The following is a 24,411-nucleotide window of genomic DNA, read 5'->3' as shown; positions in this document are numbered from 1 at the left end:
TCTGTTCCTATACATGGAGCCCTGCTGCGACCGGCAGCAGGGACGGATTCGGTGCTCAATTACCTGTCACCATCTGACTTTGACGCGCGAATGGCCGCTTGTTCAGAATGGGTGTCACAAGGGAGGTGCAAGATCACTCTAAGAGTTCGTCTTTCGAAGTACGACTTTTTTACTGGTCCCTTTTGGGGAGCGGTACACCCCGGCAGCCATGAGCGAAAAGCAACAAGAAACCGAGCTTCCGTCCCCTCCCGCGCCGATTTCATCCGTCGGCGAGCGAAATCTTGCAAAGATCAATCGTCCGCGCTTGGGGGAGGTCTATTGGCGAGAGCGGCTATTTCAGCTGCTGGACCAGGAGCAAAACCGCCCGGTGATCCATGTCACGGCTCCCGGCGGTGCAGGCAAGACCACCTTGGTGGCGAGTTATCTGGAGGCGCGCAAGCTGCCTTGCCTTTGGTATCAAGTCCAGAGCGACGACGTCGACGTGGCAGGCTTCTTCCACTACATGAACCAGGCGGTGCGGCAAACAGCGCCGGCAACTGTCCCCCTGCCCCGTTTCTCCCCCGAGTTTCTGCCGAATTTGTCGGTGTTTAGCCACCGCTATTTCCGGGAGGCGTATGGCCGTTTTGAACCGCCTTTCGTAATTGTGCTCGAGGATTGCCATGAGGTAGGTCCGGAAGCCTTGTTACACGACGTAATCCGCGACGGCTTAGCCGAGCTTCCCGCCGGATTCCGCATGATTCTGATCAGCCGCGATCAGCCGCCGCCCGCATTGGCCCGATTGCGCCTCAATCAGTCGCTCGCCCTGCTTGATTGGGAGGCATTGCGACTGACGCCGGACGAAGCCGAAGCCATCGTATATTGCCAGTCCCACGGACAGTGGGTTCCCTCACCAGAGTTGCTGAAACGGCTCTATGCTCGTTCCGAGGGATGGGTAGCGGGCCTGGTCCTGTTGGCGGAATGGGCGCGGAAGCCGGATCAACCGCGGATGGAAGACCACCCCCAAGCGCGCGAAATCGTGTTCGACTACTTTGCCGGCGAACTGTTTTCCAGAACCGAACCGGTAGCTCGGGATTTCCTGCTGCAGACCGCCATCCTGCCGGGCATGAGCGCGGCGATGGCCATGGAACTCACCGGCCGTCCGGAGGCACCCGCCATCCTGGCGGACTTGTACCGGCGGCATTACTTCATCGAGCGGCGCCCTCACGCCGACGGCGCCGCCTATCGCTATCACGCCTTATTCCGCGAATTCCTGCTGGCCCGCGCCCAATCGGTTTTTTCTCCCCAGCGTCTCAAGGACCTGCGCCGGCGGGCCGGCGCGCTGCTTGAACAGGCAAACGAGCCGGAAGGGGCCATGGAACTGCTGCGGGATGCGCAGGCCTGGGACGAACTCGTCCCACTGTTGCTGCGGCAGGCTCCGATCCTCGCGTCCGAAGGACGATCGAAAACACTGGCGGGTTGGCTGCGCGCCGTGCCTGCGGACGTCGTGGCAGAGCAACCCTGGCTGTCCTACTGGCAGGGCGTCGCCGCCATGGCGTTCGACCCCCCAGATGCGCGTCGCCATTTCGGCCTGGCTTTTAGTCGATTTCAGACCTTACGAGACCCCAACGGCCAATACCTTGCCTGGAGCGGGATGCTTGAATCCCTGTTTGGCGACTTGGACGTACAGGTCATCGACAGTACCTGTTGGGAAGACTTCGATGCGCTACGGACGCGCCATCCAGAGTTCCCTTCCCTCACGGTCGAAGCACGCACCACCCTGGCACTGCTGTGGTCGTTGCTGCTCTTTTACGGCCAGCCGCAGCGTACCGCCTATTGGGCCATGCGCGCCGAACGGCTGCTGGCGCTGGACGGCATCGACTCCGACACAAAAAATGGCCTCGCCGGCACGGTGCTGCACCAGCACCTGTGGTCCGGAGATTTCGCCAAAGCACGCCTGGTGTTCGACCGGCTTTGCCGTGACCCTGCCTGGCAGGCGACGACGCCCACCATGCAAGTAGCCGCTTGGGCGGCCCGGGCTCAGTACTTCCAGATGACGAGCGCCTACGACGATTGCCTGCGGGCGATGGAGGAAGGCCTGGAAAAATGCCATGCCCTGGGAATTCATCGCTCGGATATAGCGTTCCTTTGCCAGGGAGCCATGATCGCCCAGAAATTCGGCGATCTGGCTCGGTCCCGTGACCTATTGGAGCGCCTCGCTGTTGCCGTCGCCGCCTCCGGCGGCCGTGGCAACGGCAGCCTGACCTACCATTGCCAGTCCGTCGGCGATGCCCTGTGCCGAAAAGACTACGCTGTAGCCCAGGAACACGCCCGCACGGCGTTGCGGATCGCGAAAGAAACAACGACCTATTTTATTAAGCCTTACTTGAGGCTATCGCTTGCCTATATCGCCTGCGGACAAGAGTCGCACGCCGAAGCCACTGCCGAACTCGCCGAGGCACGTCGCCTCGGCGTCCAGTATCTCGGCAGTCCCTTGTTCGATTTCCAAAGTGAACTGGCCGAAAGCTATCTAGTCCTGGCGCGGGACGAGGAAACATCGGGTCTGGAGCACCTGCGCAGAGCCTTGGCCCAAGGTAGGCAACGGGAATTCGTCAGTTGGCCCCATTGCCTGCCGCCGCTGGTATTGCCCTTGTTCTTGCGAGCTCTGGAGGCCGGTATCGAGGTGGACTACGTACAGTCAGTGATCCGCCGGCACCGCATGATGCCCGATCAGCCGCCGCTGGAAATCGAGCACTGGCCTTGGGAGATAAGGATTTACACGCTCGGCCGCTTCGCCGTGGTTAGAAACGGCGCGGAAATGCGCTTTCAGGCCAAGGCGCAAAACAAACCGATGGAACTGCTCAAGGCGCTGATAGCCCAGGGTGGACGGGACGTCCACGCCAATGCCTTGATCGATGCCCTGTGGCCGGACGCCGAAGGCGATACCCAGAAGCTCTTCGAAATTACCCTGCACCGGCTGCGCAAATTGCTGGGCAGCGGTAAGGCCATCACCTTGAGGGCCGGCAAGCTGAGCCTGGAGACCCACCATGTGTGGGTGGATGTCTGGCAGATGGAGCGTCTGATCACCGACATCGAATTGCTGCTCCGGCCCGGCGCGTCGAATCCCGCTCCATTGCTGCAACTGTCCGATAAACTGCTGCGAACCTACCAAGGGCATTTCCTGGCGTGCGAAGAAGATCAGGCCTGGATATTGGCGACCCGGCAGCGCCTACGAGGCAGGTTGGAGCGGATAATCGCCATGGTGGCCGCCCACCGGCAGCAGGCCGGTGATCTGGAACAGGCCATCTCTCTCTACCGTCGTGGCATCGAGCTCGACCACCTTGCCGAAGCTCTCTACCGCGGCCTCATGCTCTGTTACCGCGACAGCGGACGTTCGGCCGAAGCAGTTGAAGTCTTCCTGCGCTGCAAACAAATGCTCACCACCCATCTTGGCGTGGCGCCGGGTGCCGCCACCCTGGCAGTCTACGACAGCATCGCACAGCACTAACCACCCTAGCAGCACTTTTCTCTCGACATCCCGGATCTGTAGGCTATCTGTAGGCTCCCATTCGATAGTGTGCCCCCGATCAACAGGCCGGCGCATGCCTCAAACCTCTTCAAGACCTTGCAGCCGCCTTGCTCGTCGGTGTTTTCCAGCCCGTTTGGGCGGAACCTATCGCCGCACTAGCTCGCCAAACCTGCGTCTTTCCATGAGAGCGCGGGAAACCTAATTCTTGCGGTCCTATATACACATAGAGAGTCAGCGATATGAGATTTGCAGGCAATCTGGGCCCTGCCATAGCGTGCTTGCTTGCTGCAACCTGTGAAGTCCACGCGGAGCGGGGTCTGACGGTTGAGGAACTGCTTGGTAAGGCGCTGTTTTTTGATGCCAGTTTGTCGATACCCCCTGGGCAATCCTGCGCGGGCTGCCACAGCGCTGAAGCTGGGTGGACAAGTCCCGATCAGGATAGCAACCTTCACGGGGGAGTTCACGAAGGAGCGATGCAAAAGCGGTTCGGCAACCGCAAACTGCCGACTGCAGGATATGCGTCGTTCAGTCCAGTCTTACACCGAGACGAAACGGGAAATTTTGTGGGTGGCAATTTCTGGGACGGTCGTGCGACCGGAGAAAAACTCGGAAATCCCGCGGCCGACCAGGCCCTGGGCCCATTTCTTCATCCTCTGGAACAAAATAATTCCAGCTCTTTGGAGGTTTGCCAAAAAGTTCTCAGTTCCGACTTCGCCGAGCAGCTAACCGGCTTGAGCTATTCAGATCTTTTCACTCAATCCTTCGGTATTGGCGCCCTGGATTGCAACAATTGGTCCGAGACCTATAACCGCTTCGCGCTAGCTATTGCGGCGTTCGAAGCCTCCGAGGAAGTCAGCCCGTTCAGTTCGAAATACGACGCATATCTGACAGGCAGAGCAAAATTGACGAGGCAGGAGAAAAAAGGCCTCGAGTTGTTCAAAGGGAAGGCCAAGTGCTCGAACTGTCACACCACGAAAAAAACGAATCATGGACGCCGTTTGCCGCTGTTGACCGATTTTACTTACGACAATATCGGTGTTCCAAAAAATCTGGAAAACCCGTTCTACCATATGCCGGCTGAGTTCAATCCGCTGGGGACCGATTGGATAGATATGGGTTTAGGTGGCTTCCTGGCTAGTAGGCCTGATTTTGCTCAGTATGCGGACGAAAATAGCGGCAAGCATAAAGTTCCAAGCGTTCGCAATGTGGATAAGCGCCCATCGCTGGCCTTTTTGAAGGCATACATGCATAACGGCGTCTTCAAGAGCCTGAAAGAAGTAGTCCATTTTTACAACACTCGGGATGTCTTGCCGGTTTGCGATGACATTCCCGAGCCGAAGGCGGGCATCAACTGCTGGCCAGCTCCCGAGGTGGCGGCTAACGTCAACCGGACGGAGTTAGGAAATCTAAAATTGTCGGCTCAAGAAGAAGATGCGATCGTTGCCTTTCTAAGAACGCTCTCGGATGGTTTTTCCTCGACGAAACGCAGTAGAGAATAGGGCGGCGAAGGCATTTTCCAAACTATACTTTCATGACAGGAACCCGAGATGACTAATTGGAATAACAATCGGCCTCAGCGCCACAATTTCGCACTTGGGGTTATTTCACTCTCCCTCTGGCTGGGCTCCGGAACGGTACTAGGTGCAGACAATCCGCGTGGCGTTGTATACGTTGCGCCCGGAGCTCAACATTTTGGCTATCCGGGCCATGCCGTGAAATTGCTGCGCGGGAGCTTCAGGTTGAAGGATATCCATAATCCTACGCCGATCACGGATTTTCCGTCCAACGCAAGAGGAGTCGTGCTGACCGCAGAGGACCTGGCTAATCCGGCCATAGCGAAATTCATTCAGCATGCCTATGCTGCGGGCTTGACGGTTGCCATGGTTGAGGCGGATGACGAAAAAGCCGAACATTTGCGAGTGCTGGTGGGGAGGGCTCTCCCCATTCTGCTGGCCGACGAGACTTCCAATTCCCCAACTGTGCCGCTGGTAGCCGTTCGTGAAGACGTAGCAGAGAACTGCTGCGGTACCCATCGATTGCATAGAACACACATCTTGGGCGAGCGATCTTTCCAAGGCAATTTCGAGATGCGTAACCCGATATTGGCGGAGCGACGCGAGGCCCAATGGCTCAAGGCGGTATTCACTAAATGGCCTGAGGCTCCGCGTCCGAACGCGGAAAGTCCTTCAAACGACCTGACAGAGCTTGCAAACTCCACCCTGACGGATAAGGTGCAGAGCATTTCCAACGGCACCGTCTTGCAGTTGGTCAATCATACTTGGGCGGCGCGATCGTTCCTTTCGGGCGTTGACTATTATTACGTCCAGCAATGGTTGACCTTGCGAAATCCAAATATATCGTTTATTCCTTTTGACCATCTCAAGTCAAACAATATTTTGTTAACGCCTGTCGTTGATCCCGTCACCATACAATTCGGGCCTGGGAATACCGAGAGAGCGACAACTTATTCCAGCGGCGTGAATTATAGCATCGGCGGAGTCGCAGGATACAACAAAGGGGCGATTGCGACAGTCAATACGGGCATGACAATCTCCAATTCCACCAGCACTACCGTCCAACGCACGAATATTACCTATGAGGGAAATCCGCAGAACGGGGTCACGCGTTGGAAGTATATAACTGCAGCCAACGATAACGACACATTAGCAAACAAGACCTTTGCCTATACCCAGAACTGGATCTGGGCAGTGCCTCTGCAGGCATATATATCCGGAGAACCGCTTGTCTATTCTACTTATGCGGAAGGAGAACCTGCTTTAATTTTTTACCGCGACTCTCCAACAGTTAGTATCACGCTATCGTCTTCCGTGCCCCAGCCTTTCAACCATACCACGCTCGCCCCTCCCACGGTAGCAAGTGTAAGCAAACCCACAGCGAAGCCCGGCGATGTCATCACCGTGTTCGGCACTAACTTTTATTTAATCAGCGGCGTCTTGATCGGCGGCACTCAAGTTCCCGCAGCCAACTACGAAGTGGTAGAAAGCAACACCAAGCTGAAAATTGTCATTCCTGGAAATCAGCCGACCGGAGATAATCAAAGCATCGTGATTAATACCCAAGAGGGGTTGTCGAACGCGGATGTCACGATCTCGATTCGTTGATGGAACTAGAGCCAGAATATTTAACTTTTTTCAGACATAAAAAACCTACTCAACGCGGTTTCGAAACTGTAACACCAGGTTAGCATACGTGGATTGGCAGGGTCTTGGCCCATCTACGAGTACTGTTTTGATGCCAAGATGCTGAACGGGGTTTCTGTACGGCAGATCCTAGACGATTAGGGTCAGACGGCATCGCTCGGTACGATGTTGGTATAAAAACAACGGCACACAGCAGGATCACCCGGAACGGATGAGATCCATCTTGAAGGGAAGCATGGATTGAGCCAGGTAGCTATAGCACGGCCACTGGGTTGCCAGGCAATAATAAAATAGACTAAAAAAAGTGGACGCCAACGCTTTAAGAAATAACTTTCGCCAATCGCCCGTATCCTTGTGTTAGGATATGAAAAAAAATAATAGAAGACCTTTTTGACGAGTAGCGTCGATATAGATGAACGAGCATTGCGGCTATCACCGATGCTATAGAGACGGAAGTGGAATTTTTCCTACGCTCACCGATAGGCATACAGCACACACTGAGTGTATACGATCTGGCAACCTACCGCTGGAGCGTAGCTGTGTTCGCGTTACAGACTAAGTTTCGAGTTTTGTGTCAAGCTATCAAGGGCCAGAGTGCCACACCCACAGGAGAAATAGATGTCCAGTATTGGTTATCACGAGCCCGTCGAGGATATTTCAGATGAAACGCGGGATATGCATCGAGCCATCGTGTCATTGATGGAAGAGCTTGAAGCCGTTGATTGGTACAACCAGCGTGCTGACGCATGCAAGGATCCTGAACTTAGAGCGATCCTTGAGCACAATCGAGATGAGGAAAAAGAGCACGCCTCCATGGTGCTTGAATGGATTCGGCGAAAGGACGCGAGATTTTCCAAGGAGCTCAAGGACTACTTGTTCACAGAAAAGCCAATCGCACACCACCTCGAAGAGGGAACATAAGCGTTCAGCAGACTCGGCCGCGTATCCCCCGCTTAAGCGAGAGATCACGGGTGAAATGAGCCGTCCGCCATCCCTACTCGCCTTTTGACAGTTACCAAAGAGAAAAAGGAACGAAATAATGTCGACCAGTATTCAACTTGAGCCTCAAGCCATCGAGTTTGCCACGGCAACCGCAAATCCGCCGTTCCTTTATGAGCTTGGACCCGAAAAGGGGCGGGAGGTCGTTGATGCAGTTCAGGCGACTCCTATTAGCAAGCCGCCCGCTGCAGTAGAAGACTTGCTGATCTCTGGAGGCCCAACCGGACAAGTCTCCGTGAGAATCGTTCGGCCAGAGGAGCCGTCGAGCCCGCTACCGGTGATTTTTTACCTCCATGGCGCGGGTTGGGTTTTCGGCAACGCGCATACCCATGATCGTCTTATTCGCGAACTCGCCGTCCGTACCGGTGCGGCGGTTGTCTTTCCGAACTATAGCTTGTCTCCGGAAGCTAAATATCCCACGGGGATCGAGGAATGCTATGCCGCATTGAAGTGGGTCGCCGAAAATGGCCAGGAACACGGTTTGGACTCGGAGCGTTTGGCGGTCGCCGGTGATAGCGTAGGCGGCAATATGGCCGCAGCGATGACGCTGATGTCCAAAGTACGGGGTGGGCCTTCAATCAAACTGCAACTGCTGTTTTATCCGGTTACCGACGCTTCCTTCGATACCAAATCCTATGAGCAATTTGCGAATGGCTATTTTCTCACCCGTGATGCCATGAAATGGTTCTGGGATCAGTACACTACGGACGACGACGAACGAAACGAAATTACTGCGTCTCCCCTCAGAGCAACTACCGATCAATTGCGCGGTTTACCGCCAGCTTTGGTAATTACCGGTCAGGCCGATGTTCTGCGTGACGAGGGGGAAGCTTACGCTAATAAGCTCCGAGAGGCCGGAGTCAAGGTCACAGCAGTACGCTTCCAGGGCATCATTCACGATTTCGTGATGTTGAACGCCCTTGCCGATACTGCGGCTGCTCGCGGAGCCATGACGCTTGCGACGGGATGGCTGCGCGAGGGATTTTCCGAGTAGCAGGCTAGACTGCCCTGAAAGCGCACGGTTTTGGAAGTTCAACCTGTTACATGCACAGAGTCGGGTGACTAATGCTAAGCACTCACAAGAGGAGCATGAAAATGACACCGAAGCGGATAACGATTGTGGGATTTCTCGGCTTGAGCTTGTCCTTGGTTGTGCTGTGTACCCAAACATCGGCAAAGGAGGCTGGCGGAAAGCCTTCAAGTTATGCGCCGGTGGATATCAGGGATGATTTCGAGAGCCTCATGAAGCGGATGAAGTCCGAAAAGCCGACGGTGATGAAGCACCATTTTGCTTTGCTGAATGAACGCTACGATTTGAGCGATAAAGCGGCGAAAAGCATAACCATGTTCCGTGGCAAACCTGTCCAGGAGGGCGTGCGCGTTAAGTTGCCTAGTACGGTCACCTGGAGAAAGCTGGCCTCGATGACTCCGGAGGAGATTAAGGCGGCCGACGTTTTTCCGCAGGGATTCCTGCCGTTACCCCACCCCAATCATGCGGAGGGTGGGGCGGTGTTTCCCACAACCTGGTTAGAGGCCATCAAGGCACAAGAGGGTCGTGATCTGACTAGATTCGACCTTGATCTGGATGTGATGGCGCATTTCCAGCCCGAGTTTCCACCGCCGCTATTCCTAACGACCCGGCCAGATCTCGGAGATGTTTCTCAAGGCCAACTTATCACGCTTTCGAATTACTATGAGCTGTTTAATGGTGTGCTGAATCCAAAGCAACTCGAAGGTCTGAGGCTACTTGTAACGCCTTTTCCCCAACAGCAGTTCAATACAACCGAGGACAGGCGTTCCGAAAAGCCTTCCTCGGGGGTGGCTTGTTTTGACTGCCACGCTAACGGCCACACCAATTCCGCGACGCACTTGGTCGGCGACATCCGGCCGCAGGAATTCCGTCATCGCATTGACACGCCTTCGCTGCGCGGCATGTATGTGCAGCGGCTGTTCGGATCCCAGAGAGCGCTTAAGAGCGTCGAGGACTTCACCGAATTTGAGCAGCGCGCGGCATACTTCGATGGTGATCCGGTCATCGCTCAAAAAAAAGGCGTTAACGTACTGGAGCGGGGAAGCCAAGTCCATTTCATGGCGGAGTTCCAGGAACTCTTAGACTTCCCGCCGGCACCGAAACTGAATGTATTCGGAAAACTCGACCCCCGCAAGGGAAGCGAATCCGAGCTGCGCGGGCAAGAGGTTTTTTATGGCAAGGGGCAATGCGCAGTCTGCCATATTCCACCATATTATACGGACAATCTGATGCATAACCTTCAGGTGGAACGCTTCTACAAACCTAGAATGATCAATGGATTGATGGCTTCAGCAGACGGGCCTATTAAAACGTTTCCCTTGCGGGGAATCAAGGAATCCCCACCTTACCTACATGATGGTCGACTACTGACGCTGGATGATGCAGTAGAATTTTTCAACCTGGTTCTGGAATTGAAGCTCAACGAGCAGGATAAGACCGATTTGGTGGCTTTTCTCAGGGCACTTTGAAATGGAGATATCCGTTCCGCCATCCACCCTTCGTCACAAAAGACGTATTGATTACGTGGCATGCGCCGTAAACCATCATTCAGCCCTGTACGGACTACGAAAACGGTTGCTTGGTAACCACATTCTTCACGGTGATTTTCATTGGAAAAATGCTGGATATGACACCACCCATCACTATCTATGACTCCCATTTTAGTGTCAAAGAGACCATCGACAGGATAGAACATACCCTGCGCGAAAGAGGAGTGACGGTGTTCGCCCGAATAGATCATTGCCGGGGAGCGAGACAAGCTGGGCTTGACATGCAGGAAGAAGAACTACTGATCTTCGGAAATCCGGAAATAGGAACCAATTTGATGCTGGAAAATCCAGCAATCGGCATAGAGCTCCCATTGAAAATACTGGCCTGGAGCGATAAATCTTGTACTAAAGTAGCACATCACAAACTGGAAAGCCTGACTGAAGAATACGGAATCCGGCAGAGCGAAGCGGTAATATCGAACATGGCTGCTAGCTTGAGAACCATCGTTACCAGCGCAATTTCAAAGCCAATAACAACCAGAGAGGAAAGCTTATGATGAATGAGTTAGTGGGTAGTTGGAAAGTAATCGGATGCCAGCTCAATACCAAGTGGCTGCCGGATTCTATCTTCAGGGAATTCCGCTACAGGTTCACTCTCGAGGATGAATTTCTATTGGATTGGTCGGAGCTCACATATCCTCAATTCGTAGGCGGCTTTCCTAAGAGCAAATCGGGCAAGGTCGTCATCGACTCCGCTAGCAAGCGACATCGAATCGATTTCATTCCCGACGAAGGGCCGTTTTCAGGCAAGGCGTTGTTAGGCATATTTGAGCTGGATCACGATATCTTGAAGGCTAATTTTGCCTTTCCGGGCAACCCCCGGCCTACGGAATTTACTGCATCCGATGGTCAAGTTTACGAGATTTGGCAGCGCGTGGGCTGATTTGGCGGGTGTCTCCTTCCCAAAGCCCAAGGTCTTCATATTTTTTTCGAAGCTCTTGAAATGCTTCTCGTAAAATATAGATTGGAACGGTATATCCTAATATGCCTCACTCCCAAGAACCACAAAAGATAGCTGAATACTCCCTCAGCGGACTCAGTACTGGGCGGATCGAAGCATTTAGCGATGGGGTATTCGCCATTGTCATCACTTTGTTGGTTATTGACCTTAAGGTGCCCGAAATTGCTGATGACTTGGTAACGGACCAATTAGGACCCCGCCTGATCGAACTATTACCAAAATTACTAAGCTACGCACTCAGTTTTGTCATTGTTGGGGTATATTGGGTTGCGCACCATCATGTGTTTCATCATGTCGAGCGCTCGGACAGAACGTTGCTGTGGCTAAATATATTATTCCTGTCATCAGTAACGTTCGTGCCGTTCCCAACAGCACTTATAGGCGAGTATAGCGATCAGGAGCTTGCCGTTGTCATCTACGGTATAAATGTTGTTGTGACAAGGCTACTGCTGCTTATGATCTGGAGATATGCTACCAAGAACCATCGATTAGTTGCACCTGGGCTTGACCCATTCCGAGTAAACGCTGTAGCAAAGCTAATCGCTATCCCCATCGGAATTTATGCCATCGCTATTGGTTTTTCGCTCATCAGCACAAAAGTGACGCTGATATTATATGGGGTCGTCCCCGTCGTTTTCAGCATTTTGCCCAATGTTCTGAATCGGAGACATCCCATTTAGTAGAGTATTTGGCTTTTTGGGTTGGTCGCGAGCCAGAAAGTACTCGCCAGGTGGACCCACAATTCGGACCGGTCAGACTATCGGGGACCCTGAAAAACCGCTGTACGGGAGAATTCTGCCATTGAGATGCGGTCTTGCAAAACAAATCAGCGCAAAGTCAATAAGTTGTCGGCACCGAAAAATGGCCGTCAGATGCGCAAATCCCATAATGGGGCGAACTGTGGGCGGCTGTTTTTAATCTTCCCAACTTAAGGAAACTGCCTTCCACAGTCTTTCAACGGTCATGAATAGGAACTATATTATAAATTTGGTTCGGGTATGCTACGGGGCACCAAGCTGCGGATCGAACCATAGAGGCGCAATAACCTTTGGGGGTAATCCATGTTGAGAGCAAATTCAGCGATTCTCTTGGCCGTGGTGGCCGCAATGTTCGGTACAGGCCATGCGCATGCCGCCAGAAAGATGGCTCCGAGTGGCGTATTAGTTGCGGTAGACTCGAAAGGAAAGGTGATGGGGCAGGTCATCGAGGCGGATAGCCCGACGGCCGATACCGGTGCCCCTCCCGCCACCGTCGTGATGCAGGTTAAGGGAAAGACCATTGCAGTCCGAATGAATTATTATGGTATTGCCAATTGGCGACATCTATACTTCACTGAAGCTAACTGTGCCGGTAATGCATATTACTACAACGCAGTTTTCGATGATCCCAAGTCCCGTTATCTATTGGACATGGCGATAGTATCAGGCCGGAATGCAACGTTGTTTTTGCTAAGTGGGAACTCAGTAGCCGCGAAGGATGTCGTCGTACGTTCGGTTCAGTTGGGAACGAATTCTGCTGCAGACTCCAATCTGGTGTACTGTTCCAACGACGTTGATTCATCCCAATTGCAGAGCGGTTACATGATGCCGTTTGCTCCAGCGTTCGACCTTTACTCGGTCTACAAGCCGCCATTCTCTGTGAAGTTTGTCAATACAAGGCGATAGCCCGATCGTTTTGATGCTACCCGCGCTGGGTTGACCGCCAACACCAACCGTTGTGATGTCGAGAGCGTCAGTAAGGACAACGGGATATCGGGTCAGAGCGAACCGGTTAGGTAATTGGCGAATTTTGGCAGCGGTCGATGGCACCGGCTTAGGTTCGGGAATATTTCTATTTACCGGCCAGCCTGAGACGCTGGAAATGGCGCCGCCCCTTATCCCCGGTGCCTTCACGCTGAACCCATGTTCATCATCTTGCGGGCAAATTTAATTCTGCTCCGGGCAGGCCCGGCCCAAGGGGAGAAGAGAAATGTACATTCCGGGGTTTTCTCAATCCGGGCTCGTCAGATCGAACACCATAAGAACATGCTTTCCGGTCTTGGTGTTGGTGGCTTTGAAAGTCGCGACATCGTTTTCCATGCCGACGCATTCGATTTCCACCGGCGGATCGTCGTGCTCGCTCTCCGGGATCTCGAGGCGCTCGAGCAGGTCCGCGTCCTCTTCTTCGGTCAGTTCCATGTTGCCGTGCTTGTCTATTCTCATGTTTCTACCTTCCAATATCTGAAATCAACGTGGAGCGGCTATGCGGAGGCAGACGTCGGAGAGGCCGAGCCAGGGATCGCCTGGCTCCAACCCTTTGGCTATCCGGTCGACTCGGGCACATAGCCGGATGGCATTCAGCACGCCGTCACGGCTGAGCCGCCTCGCAGCCCTGGCGAATGCGTCCCTGCGCTTGTCGAATATCCGCTGCCTTGCCATGACACCGTCAACCTGCCGACCCCGCGCAATCTCCTGTTGAACCGCAGCCAGGGACCGCAATTCGCGGGTGAGCGCCCACAACACCACCAGCGGTGCTACGCCCTCCCCTTCGAGGCCGCGCAGAACCCGCAAGGTCCGGCCTGTGTGCCCGTCTAGCATGGCCTCCGCGACATCGAACACGTCATAGCGCGCACAATCACAGACCGCCGATACGATCTGCTCGTCTTCGATCCGGCCGGCGCCGTACAGAATGGCCAGCTTTTCGATTTCCTGAGCGGCCGCCAGCAGATTGCCCTCCACCCGGGCGGCCAGAAGCCGAAGACCGGACTGGTCCGCCAGCAGACCCAAGCGGTTCATCCGCCGGTCCAGCCAGCCAATCAGTTCGCGCCCTTCCAGCGGCCAAACCTGTATGACTACTCCGGACGAGTCGGCGACCCTCGCCCAGGCTGCATTCAGGTCTTCCCTGGTCAGGCGCGGCAGGGTAAGTACGAGGATCGCATCCGGCGGCGGTTTTTCGAGGTAACGCAGCAGCGCGGCGGCGCCTTCTTTGTCCGGCTTGGCATTGACGCGTAGATCCAGGACACGCAGGTCCCCGAACAGGGGAGCGGAGTCGCAGGCCTCCAGAAAAGCCGCCCAGCCGAGCCCGCGCTCGACGTGGAAGAGCTCGCGAAGCCCATAGCCCCGTTGGCGAGCTGCCGCCCGGATGGCGTCCGCGGCTTCCCCCAGTTGCAGTGGCTCATCGCCGGACAGGACGTAGGCAGGCGCCAAGCCGCGCTCGAGCGCCCCGGTCAACTGCTCAGGCTTCAGCCTCAAGACTTGCCGCCGGGAGTCCGGCTCATTTCGATGAGCACGCGACGAACGAGGGTTTCCGCGACCTCCCGCTCCATTTCGGACCTGAGCAGCGACTCCTCCTCCCCCTGCCCGATCGGCGAGAGCTGATTGTTGAAATACTCACGCTTCACCTCGACCTCCTGGGGCGGAATGATGATCTCGCCCTGTGGCGTCGTGACTTCGTATCTCACGCGCGTATAGAGGTCGAACAAGTTGCCGCGGCCGCCCAGGTTCAAGGACATCGTGCGGCGTTCGTCGGTTTCCTTGAGAATGCGGATCACGCCTTTGGCGTCGACCCTATTGCGCGTGACCTGAGCACCCGTGAGACGGATCGCGTCCGGAAGCCTCGAGGCTACGCGGCTGGCGCCGGCTTGTTCCAGGAAGAGGACCTGACCGGCACCGTCCGAGGTCTCGCCTCCACGGAGATGGAAGCCGCAACCGGTCAGCGAAGCTACGAGAATCAAGGAAAGACGCAGGGAAGCCTTATTCACGCTCATACCACGATGTTGACCAGCTTGCCCGGCACCACAACGACCTTCTTCGGCGGCTTGCCTTCGACGAAGCGCTGCACCTGGGCGTCGGCCAAGGCCGTCTGTTCCACGGCTTCGCGGGAAGCGTCCGTCGGCACGGTGATCTTTCCGCGCAGCTTGCCGTTGACCTGAACCACCAACTCGATTTCATCCTGTACCAGGGCGGATGCGTCCTCGGCCGGCCAGCCGGCTTCGAGAATATCCGTACCCGGAGCCAGTTGCCGCCAGAGTGCATCGCAGATATGGGGCGCGATCGGGTACAGTAGCCGGGTCAGCAGCGAATAGCCCTCGAAGGCGACCACCGCGGCGCTCCGGCGGAAGGCGGTCTTGGCAGACTCGTCCTGGAGGTGGTCGCAACTCCAGAACCCCTTGTCGTCCGCCAGAGTATTGAGGATTTTCATTGCCGCCGAGACCACGGTGTTGAATTGATGACGGGCGAAGTCGAAATTCGCCTGCTTCAGAGTCGCGTGGATCTGGCGGCGGGCCTCCTTGTGGTTCGGCGCCAGCGGAAACGCGGCCCAATCGGCGACCCGCAGCTCATCCCGGCCATACTGCGAAAACGCCGTGTTGAGGTTGAACGCGGCCCGGGTCCACAAACGCTTCAAGAACCTGAACGCCCCTTCCACCCCGCTGTCGGACCACTCCAGCGACTGGTCCGGGGGCGCCGCGAACATGGTGAACAGCCGCACCGTATCGGCGCCGTACTGGTTCACCAGGGCCTCCGGGTCCACGCCGTTGTTCTTCGACTTGGACATCTTCTCGATATGGCCCACGGTGACCGCCGCGCCGTCGGACTTCAGGGTCGCGCCCAGCGGGCGGCCCTTGTCGTCAGTGCTCAGGTCCACCTCGGCGGGGCCGAAATAATGCTTCTTGCCGCTTTCCTCCCGATAGAACGTCGGGGCGACCACCATGCCCTGGGTCAGCAGATTGGCGAACGGCTCGCCGCAACGGATCAAGCCGACGTCGCGCATCAGCTTGTGGAAGAAACGGGCATAGAGCAGGTGCAGGATGGCGTGTTCGATGCCGCCGATGTACTGGTCCACCGGCAGCCAGTAATCGGCGCGTCCGTCCAGCATGGACTCGGCATTGTCCGGGCAGGCATAGCGGGCATAGTACCAGGACGATTCGACGAAGGTGTCCATGGTGTCGGTCTCGCGTTCCGCCGCGCCGCCGCACTGGGGACAGGTCGTGGTATACCACTCCGGCATCCTCTTGAGCGGCGAGCCGACGTCGATGGTGACGTCTTCCGGCAGTGTTACCGGCAACTGGTCCTCCGGCACCGGTACATCGCCGCAGCTCGGGCAGTGGATGATGGGAATCGGGCAGCCCCAATAGCGCTGGCGGGAAATGCCCCAGTCGCGCAGGCGGAACTGGGTGCGCTTCTGGCCCAGGCCTTTGGCCTCCAAATCGGCGGAGATGGCATCGAAAGCTTGGCTAAAAGCCAGGCCGTCGTATTTGGCCGAATTAATACAGATGCCATGATCGGCGTAGGCATCCATCCAAGCGCCTTCGGCGTCCACGGTTTCGTAAGCGCCTATCGTCGAAGCGATGACCGTTCTGACCGGCAAACCGTACTTACGGGCAAACTCGAAATCGCGCTCGTCGTGCGCCGGTACCGCCATCACCGCGCCTTCGCCGTAGCCCCACAACACATAGTTGGCGACCCATACCGGCAGCTTCTCGCCGTTCAGCGGATGGACCACGAAACGCCCGGTGGCCATGCCCTTCTTTTCCATGGTGGCGAGGTCGGCCTCGGCTGTGCCGCCATGCCTGCATTCTTCGACGAACGCGGCCAGTTCCGGATTGTCTTCGGCAGCTTCGAGCGCCAGCGGATGCTCCGCCGCCACGGCGACGTAAGTCGCGCCCATCAAGGTGTCGGGACGGGTGGTATAGACCTTCAGCACCGAGCCCTCACCCCGACCCTCTCCCAAAGGGAGAGGGGGAACGATCGGGAAATGCACTTCGCAACCGTGGCTCTTGCCGATCCAGTTGCGCTGCATGGTCTTGACCTGTTCGGGCCAGCCGGGGAGATTGTCCAACTCGGCCAGCAGTTCCTCCGCGTAGGCCGTGATCCGCATGAAATACATGGGGATGTCGCGCTTTTCCACCAGCGCGCCGGAGCGCCAGCCGCGGCCGTCGATGACCTGCTCGTTGGCCAGCACGGTGTGGTCCACCGGGTCCCAGTTGACCGGTGCGGTCTTCTTGTAAATCAGGCCCTTCTCGAACAGCCGCGTGAACAGCCACTGCTCCCAGCGGTAATACGCCGGCTTGCAGGTTGCCAGCTCCCTGTCCCAGTCGATCGCCAGCCCTAAGGATTTGAGCTGCTTCCTCATGTAATCGGCGTTGGCGTAGGTCCAGGCGGCCGGCGCGACCTGGTTCTGCATCGCCGCATTTTCCGCCGGCAGGCCGAAGGCGTCCCAACCCATGGGCTGCAGCACGTTCTTGCCGCGCATTCGCTGGTAGCGGGCGATGACGTCGCCGATGGTGTAATTGCGCACATGCCCCATATGCAGCCGCCCGCTGGGATACGGGAACATCGAGAGGCAGTAGAATTTTTCGCGGCTCGGGTCTTCCTGGGCGCGAAAAACCCCGCCCTCTTCCCATGCGCGTTGCGCGGCCTCTTCAATGGCCTTCGGACTGTAAAGCTCTTCCATTCGAACCGATTCGATCAATCAAGCAAAAGTGGCTAGAATACCGGACGCCGCGTCTAATCTGAAGCCGGAACGGGCAATGAACGCATGAGGGCGGCAGCGTTCGGGGAGACAATCATGCACAGGGTCATATTCAACCAGAAGGGCGGCGTCGGTAAATCGACCATCACTTGCAATCTTGCCGCCATCAGCGCCGCCAAAGGCAAGAAGACGCTGGTCATCGATCTGGATGTCCAGGGCAATTCCACGCATTATCTTTTGGGGCAGAAGGTGGCGGACCAGGACCGCACCATCGCCCGCTTCTTCAAGGACACATTGGGCCTGAGCCTGTTCGGCAAGGGCCAGGACGACGGCCTGAACGCGGTCATCCACGAAACGCCCTACCCCAATCTGTACATCGCGCCCTCTCATCCCGAACTGGAACCGCTGCAGGGGCGGCTCGAATCCCGCTACAAGATCTACAAGCTGCGCGAAGCCTTGGAAGCCCTGTCCGGCTTCGACCGCGTGTTTATCGATACGCCACCCGTGCTCAATTTCTACAGCCGCTCGGCCCTGATCGCGGCCCGCCGCTGCCTGATCCCGTTCGATTGCGATGCCTTCTCGCGCGAGGCCCTGTACAACCTGCTGGCGGTGATCGCCGAAATCAAGGCGGACCACAACGACGGCCTGATGCTGGAAGGCATTATCGTCAACCAGTACCAGAGCCGCGCCAGTCTGCCGCAGAAGCTGGTCGAGGAACTGCTCGCCGAAGGCCACCCGGTACTGGATACCCGGATTTCACCCTCGGTGAAAGTCAGGGAATCACACAGCGAATCCAAGCCCCTGCTTTACTATGCGCCGGACCACAAGCTGTCCAATGAATTCCAGGCCCTGTTCGACGAACTGGAGACCTAGATCCCTTCCCCCCCGGCGAGAGGGAACAAGACGTTGCGTCGGCGTCTGAAGAAACAGACGCCGACGATCCCCGCGCATAGCCCGACCGCCGGCCAGTCACCCCACAAGGCGTAAGGTGTCGCGCCCGCCATGGGCTGCAGCATGCCGGTCAGCGCCTCACGTTGAAACATGGGCGCAACGGCGACCGGCTTGCCGCCGGCATCGATGATGCCGGTGACACCGGTGTTGGTGGCGCGCAGCATGTAACGCCCCGTCTCCAAGGCCCGCATCCTCGCCTTCTGCCAGTGCTGGTAGGGTGCGAAGGAATCGCCGAACCAGGCGTCGTTGGTGACGTTTACCAGATAGGCCCCTTCCGGCAGCCCCGCCAGCGATTCCTGGCCGAAGATGTCCTCATAGCAGATCGACGCGATCAGTGGATAGCCCGCCGCCTGGAGCAGAGTCTGGCGGGGTGCCCCGGCGGTGAAATCCGCCAGCGGGATCTGCAGAATTTCCAATATGAAGCCCAGCACGGGCCGCAGCGGAAGAAACTCCCCGAACGGCACCAGATGGCGCTTGAAATAGCGGCCCGGCTTGGCGCCCAGCGTCACTACCGCGTTGTAGTAGCGATCGCCCTGGGCCTCGTAGTAGGGCACGCCGACCAGAATGTCGGCACCGTGCTGCCGTGCCTCCGCCTCCAACGGCGCCATGAAGCTCTCCGCCACCTGCTGATAGAACGCCGGCACCGCGGTCTCAGGCCATACGATCAGCCGGGAATCCCAATGCTGGCGGGTCATGTCGACGTACATCTGGACGGTGGCGCTTTTCGCTTCCGGCCGCCACTTCTGGTCCTGCGGCACATTGCCCTGCAGCAGCGTGACCTGGATCGGATCGCCGGCGGCTTGAGTCCATTGCACCTTTGCGAACTGGGTGCTGCCGACCAGCACGACCGCGGCGCCGAGCAGTGCCAATCGGCGACTGCGCCTGTCCAGCAACCAGGCACACAGCACCAGGCTTGCCAGTACGGCGAGCAGCCAGCCTACCCCGAACACGCCGAACATCGGCGCCATGCTGCGCAATCCGGTATCGGTCTGGCTATAGCCGATCTGCAGCCAGGGAAAGCCGCTGAACAGCCAGCCACGCAGCCATTCGGTGACGACCCAGGCGGCGGGGAATACCAGCAATGCCCGAACGATCAACGAACCGCCGCCGGCCTTGACGCCGAGCCAGCCCGCCAGCGCTGGAAACAAAGCCAGATAGGCCACGAACAGCGCGGTCAGGCCGGCGGCCGAAAACACGTCGCTGCCGCCATATTCGTGCATGCTCACGAAGACCCAGGACACGCCGACCCCGAACTGGCCCAGCCCGAACAGATAGCCATACAGGGCGGCTTTCAGGGGGGAGGCGTTCAGCCAGACCCGGAACAGGAGCGCCAGAGACAGCAGCGCCACCAACGCGTAGCCGAATGGCGCGAAGGCGAACGGCAGCAGGGCACCGCCGGTCAGCGCGAGCAGCACGGCTTTCATCTTTCAGCCCGCCGCCGGACTGAGGGCATCCGGCGATAGGCGCAGCAGCCTCAAGAGATGCACGCGCCGGCTGTCGGCGCGAATCACGGTAAAGCGAAAGGGGCCGATCTCGATCCGCTCGCCCCGTTCCGGGACGTGTCCCAGGCGGTGTACGATCATTCCTCCCACGGTGTCGTATTCATCGTCTTCGAAATCGGTACCGAAATATTCGTTGAACTCCTCGATGGGCGTGATGGCCTTCAGGGTGTATTCCTGCTCGTTCTTCCGGAAAATGTACTCTTCATCGCCCAGATCGTGCTCGTCCTCGATTTCACCGACGATCTGCTCCAGCACGTCCTCAATGGTCACCAGGCCGGCGGCGCCGCCGTATTCGTCGACCACAATGGCCATGTGGCTGCGGGACGTCTTGAACTCTTTCAACAGCACATTGAGGCGCTTGCTCTCCGGCACGAACAGGGCCGGGCGCATGATTTCGGAGACCTTGAGCTGGCGGTTGCGGAGGCTGTGCGCCAGGAGATCCTTTACTAACAGGATGCCCACCACTTCGGCGCGGTCGTCGGCAATGACCGGATAACGGGAATGGCCCGACTCGACGACCAGCGGGAAAACTCTTTCCAGCTCCGCATCCTGGGGCACCACCGCCATCTGTGCTCTGGGGATCATGATATCCCGGACGCGAAGCTCGGAAACCTGCAAAACGCCTTCGATCATATTGAGGGCTTCGGTTTCGATCAGTTGACGCTTCTGGGCATGCCGGAGCGCCTCGAGCAATTCTTCCCTGCTCTCCGGTTCCCCGGACAGGAAGTGCACGAGCCGCTCCAGCCAACTTCGATGTTCGCCCGAGTTTTCCTCGCTCATTCCGGCTGAATCTCCAGATAGGGATTTTCGATACCCAAGCCCCGCAGGATCTCGATCTCGCGGTTTTCCATGATTTCGGCGTCCGCATCTTCAATGTGGTCGTAGCCCTGAAGATGCAGCATGCCGTGCACGACCATATGGGCCCAATGGGCGCTGACAGGCTTGCCCTGGTCCGCCGCTTCGCGTTCCACCACCGGCGCGCAGATCACCAGATCGCCCAGAAGGTCGTTGGGAACGCCATCCGGCACCACGAAGGGAAAGCTGAGCACGTTAGTCGGACCGGTCTTGCCCCGGTACGCCGCATTCAGGGCCGCGCTTTCGTCCGCATCGACGATCCGGAGGACGACCTCCGCATGCTGTTTTTCCAGCGCGGCCTCGGCCCAAACCCGGAGCGCCGACTCCTCCGGCACCACCGACGCACTCGCCTGCTGCAGGGTCAGATCGATCACTCGCCGCCCTCCTGCTGTCCCTTTTCATGCGCCTCGTAGGCGGCGACGATACGCTGCACCAGCGGATGCCGTACCACATCCCGTGTGCTGAAAAAGGTGAAGCTGATGCCTTCCACATCGCGCAGGACCTGCAACACGTGGCGGAGGCCGGACTCCTTGTTGCGCGGGAGATCGGTCTGGGTGATGTCGCCAGTGATGACCGCGCGGGAGCCGAATCCGACGCGAGTCAGGAACATCTTGATCTGTTCGATCGTAGTGTTCTGGGCTTCGTCGAGGATGATGAAGGAATCGTTGAGGGTACGGCCGCGCATGAATGCCAGGGGTGCCACTTCGATCACGTTGCGCTCGATCAGCTTGGCAACCCGCTCGAAGCCCAGCATCTCGTATAAGGCGTCGTACAGCGGGCGCAGGTAGGGATCGATTTTCTGCGCCATGTCGCCGGGCAGGAAGCCCAGCTTCTCGCCCGCCTCGACCGCCGGCCGCGCCAGCACCAGGCGCCGCACCTGTTCCTGTTCCAGCGCAGCCACCGCGCAGGCCACCGCCAGATAAGTCTTGCCCGTGCCGGCGGGGCCGATACCGAAATTGATGTCGTGCTGCTCGATGTTCTGCAGATACTTCCGCTGATTGGTTCCGCGTGCCCGGATCACCGAACGCTTGGTGCGAATCAGCACCTCCTCATCCGGCCCGCCGGCTTCGCTAACCAGGGTGTCGACGTTCGCGGTTTGCAGCGACAAATGCACCCGCTCCGGCGTGATGATCTCGTCCTGGGCCGCATCGAACAGGCTACGGATCACTTCGTAGGCCGCCCGCGCCGCCTTGCCGGCGCCGATGATCTGGAACTGGTTGCCGCGGTTCTGTATCTCGACCCCGAGCCGCCGCTCGATCTGGCGCAGATGTTCGTCGAATTGGCCGCAAAGATTCGCGAGCCTGGCGTTGTCCGACGGCTCCAGGAGCAATTGCATTGAACTGGGATGATTAGGCAACTTGAGCGGTCGTCAATGGGGCGGACGGGGACTCGCCGGCCAGCCCGACCAGCCGGCCTCGCAGCGAATTGGGCAGGGATTCGGTGATGACGACGTCGACGAACTGGCCGATGAGGCGGGGATGGCCTTCGAAATTCACAACCCGGTTGTTTTCAGTGCGACCGCTGAGCTCGCTGAAATCCTTGCGTGAAGTGCCCTCGACCAGTACTGATTGCACGCTGCCCACCATCCGCGACGCGATTTCCGCGGCATTTTCGGCGATGCGCGTCTGCAACCGAACCAAGCGGGCACGCTTGGTTTCCAGCGGCACGTCGTCGGCCATATCCGCCGCCGGCGTTCCCGGCCGGGCGCTGAAGATGAAGCTGAAGGACTGGTCGAAACCGAGCTGCTCGATCAGCGCCATGGTTTCCTCGAAGTCCTCGTCGGTTTCGCCCGGAAAGCCCACGATGAAATCTGACGAGAGGCTCAGATCGGGACGAATCTCGCGCAGCCTGACTATCTTGGCCGCGTATTCGGCACGGCTGTGGCCCCGTTTCATCAGCCCGAGAATCCGGTCGCTGCCGCTTTGCACCGGGAGGTGCAGATGGCTCACCAGTTGCGGAATGTCGCGGAATGCTTCGATCAGGCTGTCGGAGAACTCCACCGGATGCGAGGTGGTGAAGCGGATACGGTCGATGCCTTCCACCGCCGCCACGTAATGCAGCAGCAAAGCCAGGTCGGCCACGCCGCCATCGGCCAAAACACCGCGGTAGGCATTCACGTTCTGGCCCAGCAGGTTGATCTCGCGGACGCCCTGCTCCGCGAGCGCGACGATCTCGGCGATCACATCGTCCACCGGGCGGCTGATTTCCTCGCCGCGGGTATAGGGCACGACGCAGAAGGTGCAGTACTTACCGCAGCCTTCCATCACCGATACGAAAGCTTTGGGCCCTTCCGCGCGCGGTTCCGGCAATGCGTCGAACTTCTCGATCGCCGGAAACGACACGTCCACCACGGGCCGTCGATCGCGCCGGACCTGCGCGAGCATGGCGGGCAACCGATGCAGGGTCTGTGGGCCGAATACGATGTCGACATAGGGCGCCCGCTTCTGCAGGGCTTCGCCTTCCTGGCTTGCAACGCAGCCGCCAACGCCGATGATCACCTCAGGACGCCGAAGCTTGAACGGGCGCCAACGCCCCAGCTGCGAAAAGACTTTCTCCTGGGCCTTTTCCCGGATCGAGCAGGTGTTGAGCAGCAGAACGTCCGCCTCTTCGGGCGTCCGGGCAAGTATGAATCCGTCGGTAGCATCGAGCAGATCCCGCATCTTGGCGGAATCGTATTCGTTCATCTGGCAGCCGAAGGTCTCGATGTAGAGCTTTTGCGGCATGTGTTCGGGTTGGAGGGCCGTCGGGGATCAGCGTCAGGGGATGGCACCATTCTAGCAGACTTGCCCGCCCCGATTAAGAAAGCCGGCCCGTACCTCCATGGCAAGCAAGGCAGGGACCGGCTGTCGCTCGAAGATCAGACGGCAGGATGCGCGAATTTGAAGGGATTGATCAGCGTCGACCCCACCCGCAGCAAATAAGCGTCCGGATGCGTGCGCGCCATCAGCTCACGGACGCGCTCTTCCTCTTCAGCCTTGGCATCGATGAGGATAAGGTGCTTCCCAGCCTCAATCTCGCCATGATAAGCGGCGATCTTCTGATTCTCGGTGGCCATTCCCATCAGCCCGCCCACCCAGACGCCGAACAGTGTGACAAATCCGAAAATCGCCAGATAAACCATGCCGCCCATGTCCGGACCGAACGGCTGCTCGCTGGCCACATAAACGCTGCCGAGGATGGAAAAGATGAATCCCACCATGGCCCCGCGCTCGGCGTAGCGCACCGCGTCGGATTTCTGGATGAAGTTCGCCGAATGGATGTGGCGGCGGTAAAGCCCCGCCTGATTCTTGCTGATGACATGGAAGTTCCAGTCCGAGACACCTTCCTTGTGCAGTGCACTCGAAATCCTTTCGACGCAGTCGAGATCGTCCGTCAGATAATACAGTCGTTTCATGACCTGCCTCCTACCTAAGTGAAGGTACAAGCTGAAAGTCTCCTGGCCTAAGC

21 protein-coding genes are annotated in these 24,411 nt (G+C 57.8%); 11 read left to right on the top strand and 10 right to left on the bottom strand.

Annotated elements, in window-relative coordinates; all coding sequences use genetic code 11:
* Positions 1–208 precede the first annotated feature (208 nt).
* The 10 genes from OOT43_RS01760 to OOT43_RS01715 all read left to right on the top strand — a co-directional run bounded on the left by OOT43_RS01760 (position 209) and on the right by OOT43_RS01715 (position 12,870).
* On the top strand, positions 209–3,484 hold the full coding sequence (locus tag OOT43_RS01760) for a BTAD domain-containing putative transcriptional regulator (RefSeq protein ID WP_266022946.1): 3,276 nt from the start codon (positions 209–211) through the stop codon (positions 3,482–3,484).
* 260 nt (positions 3,485–3,744) lie between these two features.
* The gene (locus OOT43_RS01755) at positions 3,745–5,004 is read left to right on the top strand and encodes a cytochrome-c peroxidase (protein WP_266022945.1); all 1,260 of its coding nucleotides are present in this window, start codon (positions 3,745–3,747) and stop codon (positions 5,002–5,004) included.
* 48 nt (positions 5,005–5,052) lie between these two features.
* Positions 5,053–6,627 (top strand): hypothetical protein, encoded by a 1,575-nt coding sequence (locus tag OOT43_RS01750; RefSeq protein WP_266022944.1) that lies wholly within the window; start codon positions 5,053–5,055, stop codon positions 6,625–6,627.
* A gap of 657 nt (positions 6,628–7,284) precedes the next feature.
* Positions 7,285–7,587, top strand: coding sequence for a ferritin-like domain-containing protein (locus OOT43_RS01745; protein ID WP_266022943.1), 303 nt, complete (start codon positions 7,285–7,287; stop codon positions 7,585–7,587).
* 118 nt (positions 7,588–7,705) lie between these two features.
* Positions 7,706–8,659: an alpha/beta hydrolase gene (locus tag OOT43_RS01740; RefSeq protein ID WP_266022942.1), complete on the top strand. Its 954-nt coding sequence runs from the start codon at positions 7,706–7,708 to the stop codon at positions 8,657–8,659.
* 101 nt (positions 8,660–8,760) lie between these two features.
* Complete coding sequence (locus tag OOT43_RS01735) at positions 8,761–10,164, top strand: cytochrome B6 (protein WP_266022940.1); 1,404 nt, start codon at positions 8,761–8,763, stop codon at positions 10,162–10,164.
* A gap of 110 nt (positions 10,165–10,274) precedes the next feature.
* Positions 10,275–10,742 (top strand): DUF302 domain-containing protein, encoded by a 468-nt coding sequence (locus OOT43_RS01730; RefSeq protein ID WP_266022939.1) that lies wholly within the window; start codon positions 10,275–10,277, stop codon positions 10,740–10,742.
* The gene (locus OOT43_RS01725) at positions 10,739–11,128 is read left to right on the top strand and encodes a hypothetical protein (RefSeq protein WP_266022938.1); all 390 of its coding nucleotides are present in this window, start codon (positions 10,739–10,741) and stop codon (positions 11,126–11,128) included. Before OOT43_RS01730 ends, OOT43_RS01725 begins: the two co-directional genes overlap by 4 nt.
* 101 nt (positions 11,129–11,229) lie before the next feature.
* A complete protein-coding gene (locus OOT43_RS01720) occupies positions 11,230–11,886 on the top strand; it encodes a TMEM175 family protein (RefSeq protein WP_266022937.1) in 657 nt (218 codons plus the stop codon).
* A 381-nt stretch (positions 11,887–12,267) separates the two neighbouring features.
* The gene (locus OOT43_RS01715) at positions 12,268–12,870 is read left to right on the top strand and encodes a hypothetical protein (protein ID WP_266022936.1); all 603 of its coding nucleotides are present in this window, start codon (positions 12,268–12,270) and stop codon (positions 12,868–12,870) included.
* A 324-nt stretch (positions 12,871–13,194) separates the two neighbouring features.
* Here OOT43_RS01715 and OOT43_RS01710 read toward each other — a convergent pair whose 3' ends face one another.
* From OOT43_RS01710 to leuS, 4 genes are read right to left on the bottom strand one after another with little or no spacing between them, the layout of a single operon-like run.
* Positions 13,195–13,407, bottom strand: coding sequence for a hypothetical protein (locus OOT43_RS01710; protein ID WP_266022935.1), 213 nt, complete (start codon positions 13,405–13,407; stop codon positions 13,195–13,197).
* A 24-nt stretch (positions 13,408–13,431) separates the two neighbouring features.
* On the bottom strand, positions 13,432–14,436 hold the full coding sequence (holA, locus tag OOT43_RS01705; RefSeq protein ID WP_266022934.1) for a DNA polymerase III subunit delta: 1,005 nt from the start codon (positions 14,434–14,436) through the stop codon (positions 13,432–13,434).
* On the bottom strand, positions 14,433–14,945 hold the full coding sequence (locus OOT43_RS01700) for an LPS-assembly lipoprotein LptE (protein WP_266022933.1): 513 nt from the start codon (positions 14,943–14,945) through the stop codon (positions 14,433–14,435). Before OOT43_RS01700 ends, holA begins: the two co-directional genes overlap by 4 nt.
* A 2-nt stretch (positions 14,946–14,947) precedes the next feature.
* Complete coding sequence (gene leuS / locus OOT43_RS01695; RefSeq protein ID WP_266022932.1) at positions 14,948–17,638, bottom strand: leucine--tRNA ligase; 2,691 nt, start codon at positions 17,636–17,638, stop codon at positions 14,948–14,950.
* A gap of 114 nt (positions 17,639–17,752) precedes the next feature.
* Between leuS and OOT43_RS01690 the strand changes: the two genes are divergently transcribed.
* Entirely contained in the window at positions 17,753–18,529 is a 777-nt protein-coding gene (locus tag OOT43_RS01690; protein WP_266022931.1) for a ParA family protein, read from the top strand.
* Here OOT43_RS01690 and lnt read toward each other — a convergent pair.
* The 6 genes from lnt to OOT43_RS01660 form a co-directional block, all read right to left on the bottom strand.
* Complete coding sequence (lnt, locus tag OOT43_RS01685) at positions 18,526–20,031, bottom strand: apolipoprotein N-acyltransferase (RefSeq protein ID WP_266022929.1); 1,506 nt, start codon at positions 20,029–20,031, stop codon at positions 18,526–18,528. The two genes, OOT43_RS01690 and lnt, sit on opposite strands and share 4 nt — an antisense overlap.
* 3 nt (positions 20,032–20,034) lie before the next feature.
* Entirely contained in the window at positions 20,035–20,889 is an 855-nt protein-coding gene (locus OOT43_RS01680; RefSeq protein WP_266022928.1) for an HlyC/CorC family transporter, read from the bottom strand.
* On the bottom strand, positions 20,886–21,338 hold the full coding sequence (gene ybeY / locus OOT43_RS01675) for an rRNA maturation RNase YbeY (RefSeq protein WP_266022927.1): 453 nt from the start codon (positions 21,336–21,338) through the stop codon (positions 20,886–20,888). The genes OOT43_RS01680 and ybeY overlap by 4 nt, the downstream gene beginning before the upstream one ends.
* A complete protein-coding gene (locus tag OOT43_RS01670; protein WP_266022926.1) occupies positions 21,335–22,300 on the bottom strand; it encodes a PhoH family protein in 966 nt (321 codons plus the stop codon). Before OOT43_RS01670 ends, ybeY begins: the two co-directional genes overlap by 4 nt.
* A 13-nt stretch (positions 22,301–22,313) precedes the next feature.
* Positions 22,314–23,687 (bottom strand): tRNA (N6-isopentenyl adenosine(37)-C2)-methylthiotransferase MiaB, encoded by a 1,374-nt coding sequence (miaB, locus tag OOT43_RS01665; RefSeq protein WP_266022925.1) that lies wholly within the window; start codon positions 23,685–23,687, stop codon positions 22,314–22,316.
* 134 nt (positions 23,688–23,821) lie between these two features.
* On the bottom strand, positions 23,822–24,358 hold the full coding sequence (locus OOT43_RS01660) for a hypothetical protein (protein ID WP_266022924.1): 537 nt from the start codon (positions 24,356–24,358) through the stop codon (positions 23,822–23,824).
* Between the last annotated feature and the right edge of the window lie 53 nt (positions 24,359–24,411).

Origin of the sequence: Methylococcus mesophilus (assembly GCF_026247885.1) — a bacterium.
Taxonomy (GTDB): Bacteria; Pseudomonadota; Gammaproteobacteria; order Methylococcales; family Methylococcaceae; genus Methylococcus; species Methylococcus mesophilus.
The sequence above is the reverse complement of the archived record's forward strand: the minus strand, read 5'-3'. Positions and strand labels throughout refer to the sequence as shown.

What these genes read in the sequence shown, in the direction of transcription:
- OOT43_RS01760 (WP_266022946.1), top strand. Translation starts at nt 209, where the DNA reads ATGAGCGAAAAGCAACAAGAAACCGAGCTTCCGTCCCCTCCCGCGCCG.
- miaB (WP_266022925.1), bottom strand. Translation starts at nt 23,687, where the DNA reads ATGCCGCAAAAGCTCTACATCGAGACCTTCGGCTGCCAGATGAACGAA.
- OOT43_RS01750 (WP_266022944.1), top strand. Translation starts at nt 5,053, where the DNA reads ATGACTAATTGGAATAACAATCGGCCTCAGCGCCACAATTTCGCACTT.
- OOT43_RS01710 (WP_266022935.1), bottom strand. Translation starts at nt 13,407, where the DNA reads ATGAGAATAGACAAGCACGGCAACATGGAACTGACCGAAGAAGAGGAC.
- OOT43_RS01720 (WP_266022937.1), top strand. Translation starts at nt 11,230, where the DNA reads ATGCCTCACTCCCAAGAACCACAAAAGATAGCTGAATACTCCCTCAGC.
- OOT43_RS01755 (WP_266022945.1), top strand. Translation starts at nt 3,745, where the DNA reads ATGAGATTTGCAGGCAATCTGGGCCCTGCCATAGCGTGCTTGCTTGCT.
- OOT43_RS01735 (WP_266022940.1), top strand. Translation starts at nt 8,761, where the DNA reads ATGACACCGAAGCGGATAACGATTGTGGGATTTCTCGGCTTGAGCTTG.
- OOT43_RS01680 (WP_266022928.1), bottom strand. Translation starts at nt 20,889, where the DNA reads ATGAGCGAGGAAAACTCGGGCGAACATCGAAGTTGGCTGGAGCGGCTC.
- OOT43_RS01690 (WP_266022931.1), top strand. Translation starts at nt 17,753, where the DNA reads ATGCACAGGGTCATATTCAACCAGAAGGGCGGCGTCGGTAAATCGACC.
- lnt (WP_266022929.1), bottom strand. Translation starts at nt 20,031, where the DNA reads ATGAAAGCCGTGCTGCTCGCGCTGACCGGCGGTGCCCTGCTGCCGTTC.
- OOT43_RS01745 (WP_266022943.1), top strand. Translation starts at nt 7,285, where the DNA reads ATGTCCAGTATTGGTTATCACGAGCCCGTCGAGGATATTTCAGATGAA.
- OOT43_RS01725 (WP_266022938.1), top strand. Translation starts at nt 10,739, where the DNA reads ATGATGAATGAGTTAGTGGGTAGTTGGAAAGTAATCGGATGCCAGCTC.
- OOT43_RS01715 (WP_266022936.1), top strand. Translation starts at nt 12,268, where the DNA reads ATGTTGAGAGCAAATTCAGCGATTCTCTTGGCCGTGGTGGCCGCAATG.
- OOT43_RS01660 (WP_266022924.1), bottom strand. Translation starts at nt 24,358, where the DNA reads ATGAAACGACTGTATTATCTGACGGACGATCTCGACTGCGTCGAAAGG.
- OOT43_RS01670 (WP_266022926.1), bottom strand. Translation starts at nt 22,300, where the DNA reads ATGCAATTGCTCCTGGAGCCGTCGGACAACGCCAGGCTCGCGAATCTT.
- OOT43_RS01740 (WP_266022942.1), top strand. Translation starts at nt 7,706, where the DNA reads ATGTCGACCAGTATTCAACTTGAGCCTCAAGCCATCGAGTTTGCCACG.
- leuS (WP_266022932.1), bottom strand. Translation starts at nt 17,638, where the DNA reads ATGGAAGAGCTTTACAGTCCGAAGGCCATTGAAGAGGCCGCGCAACGC.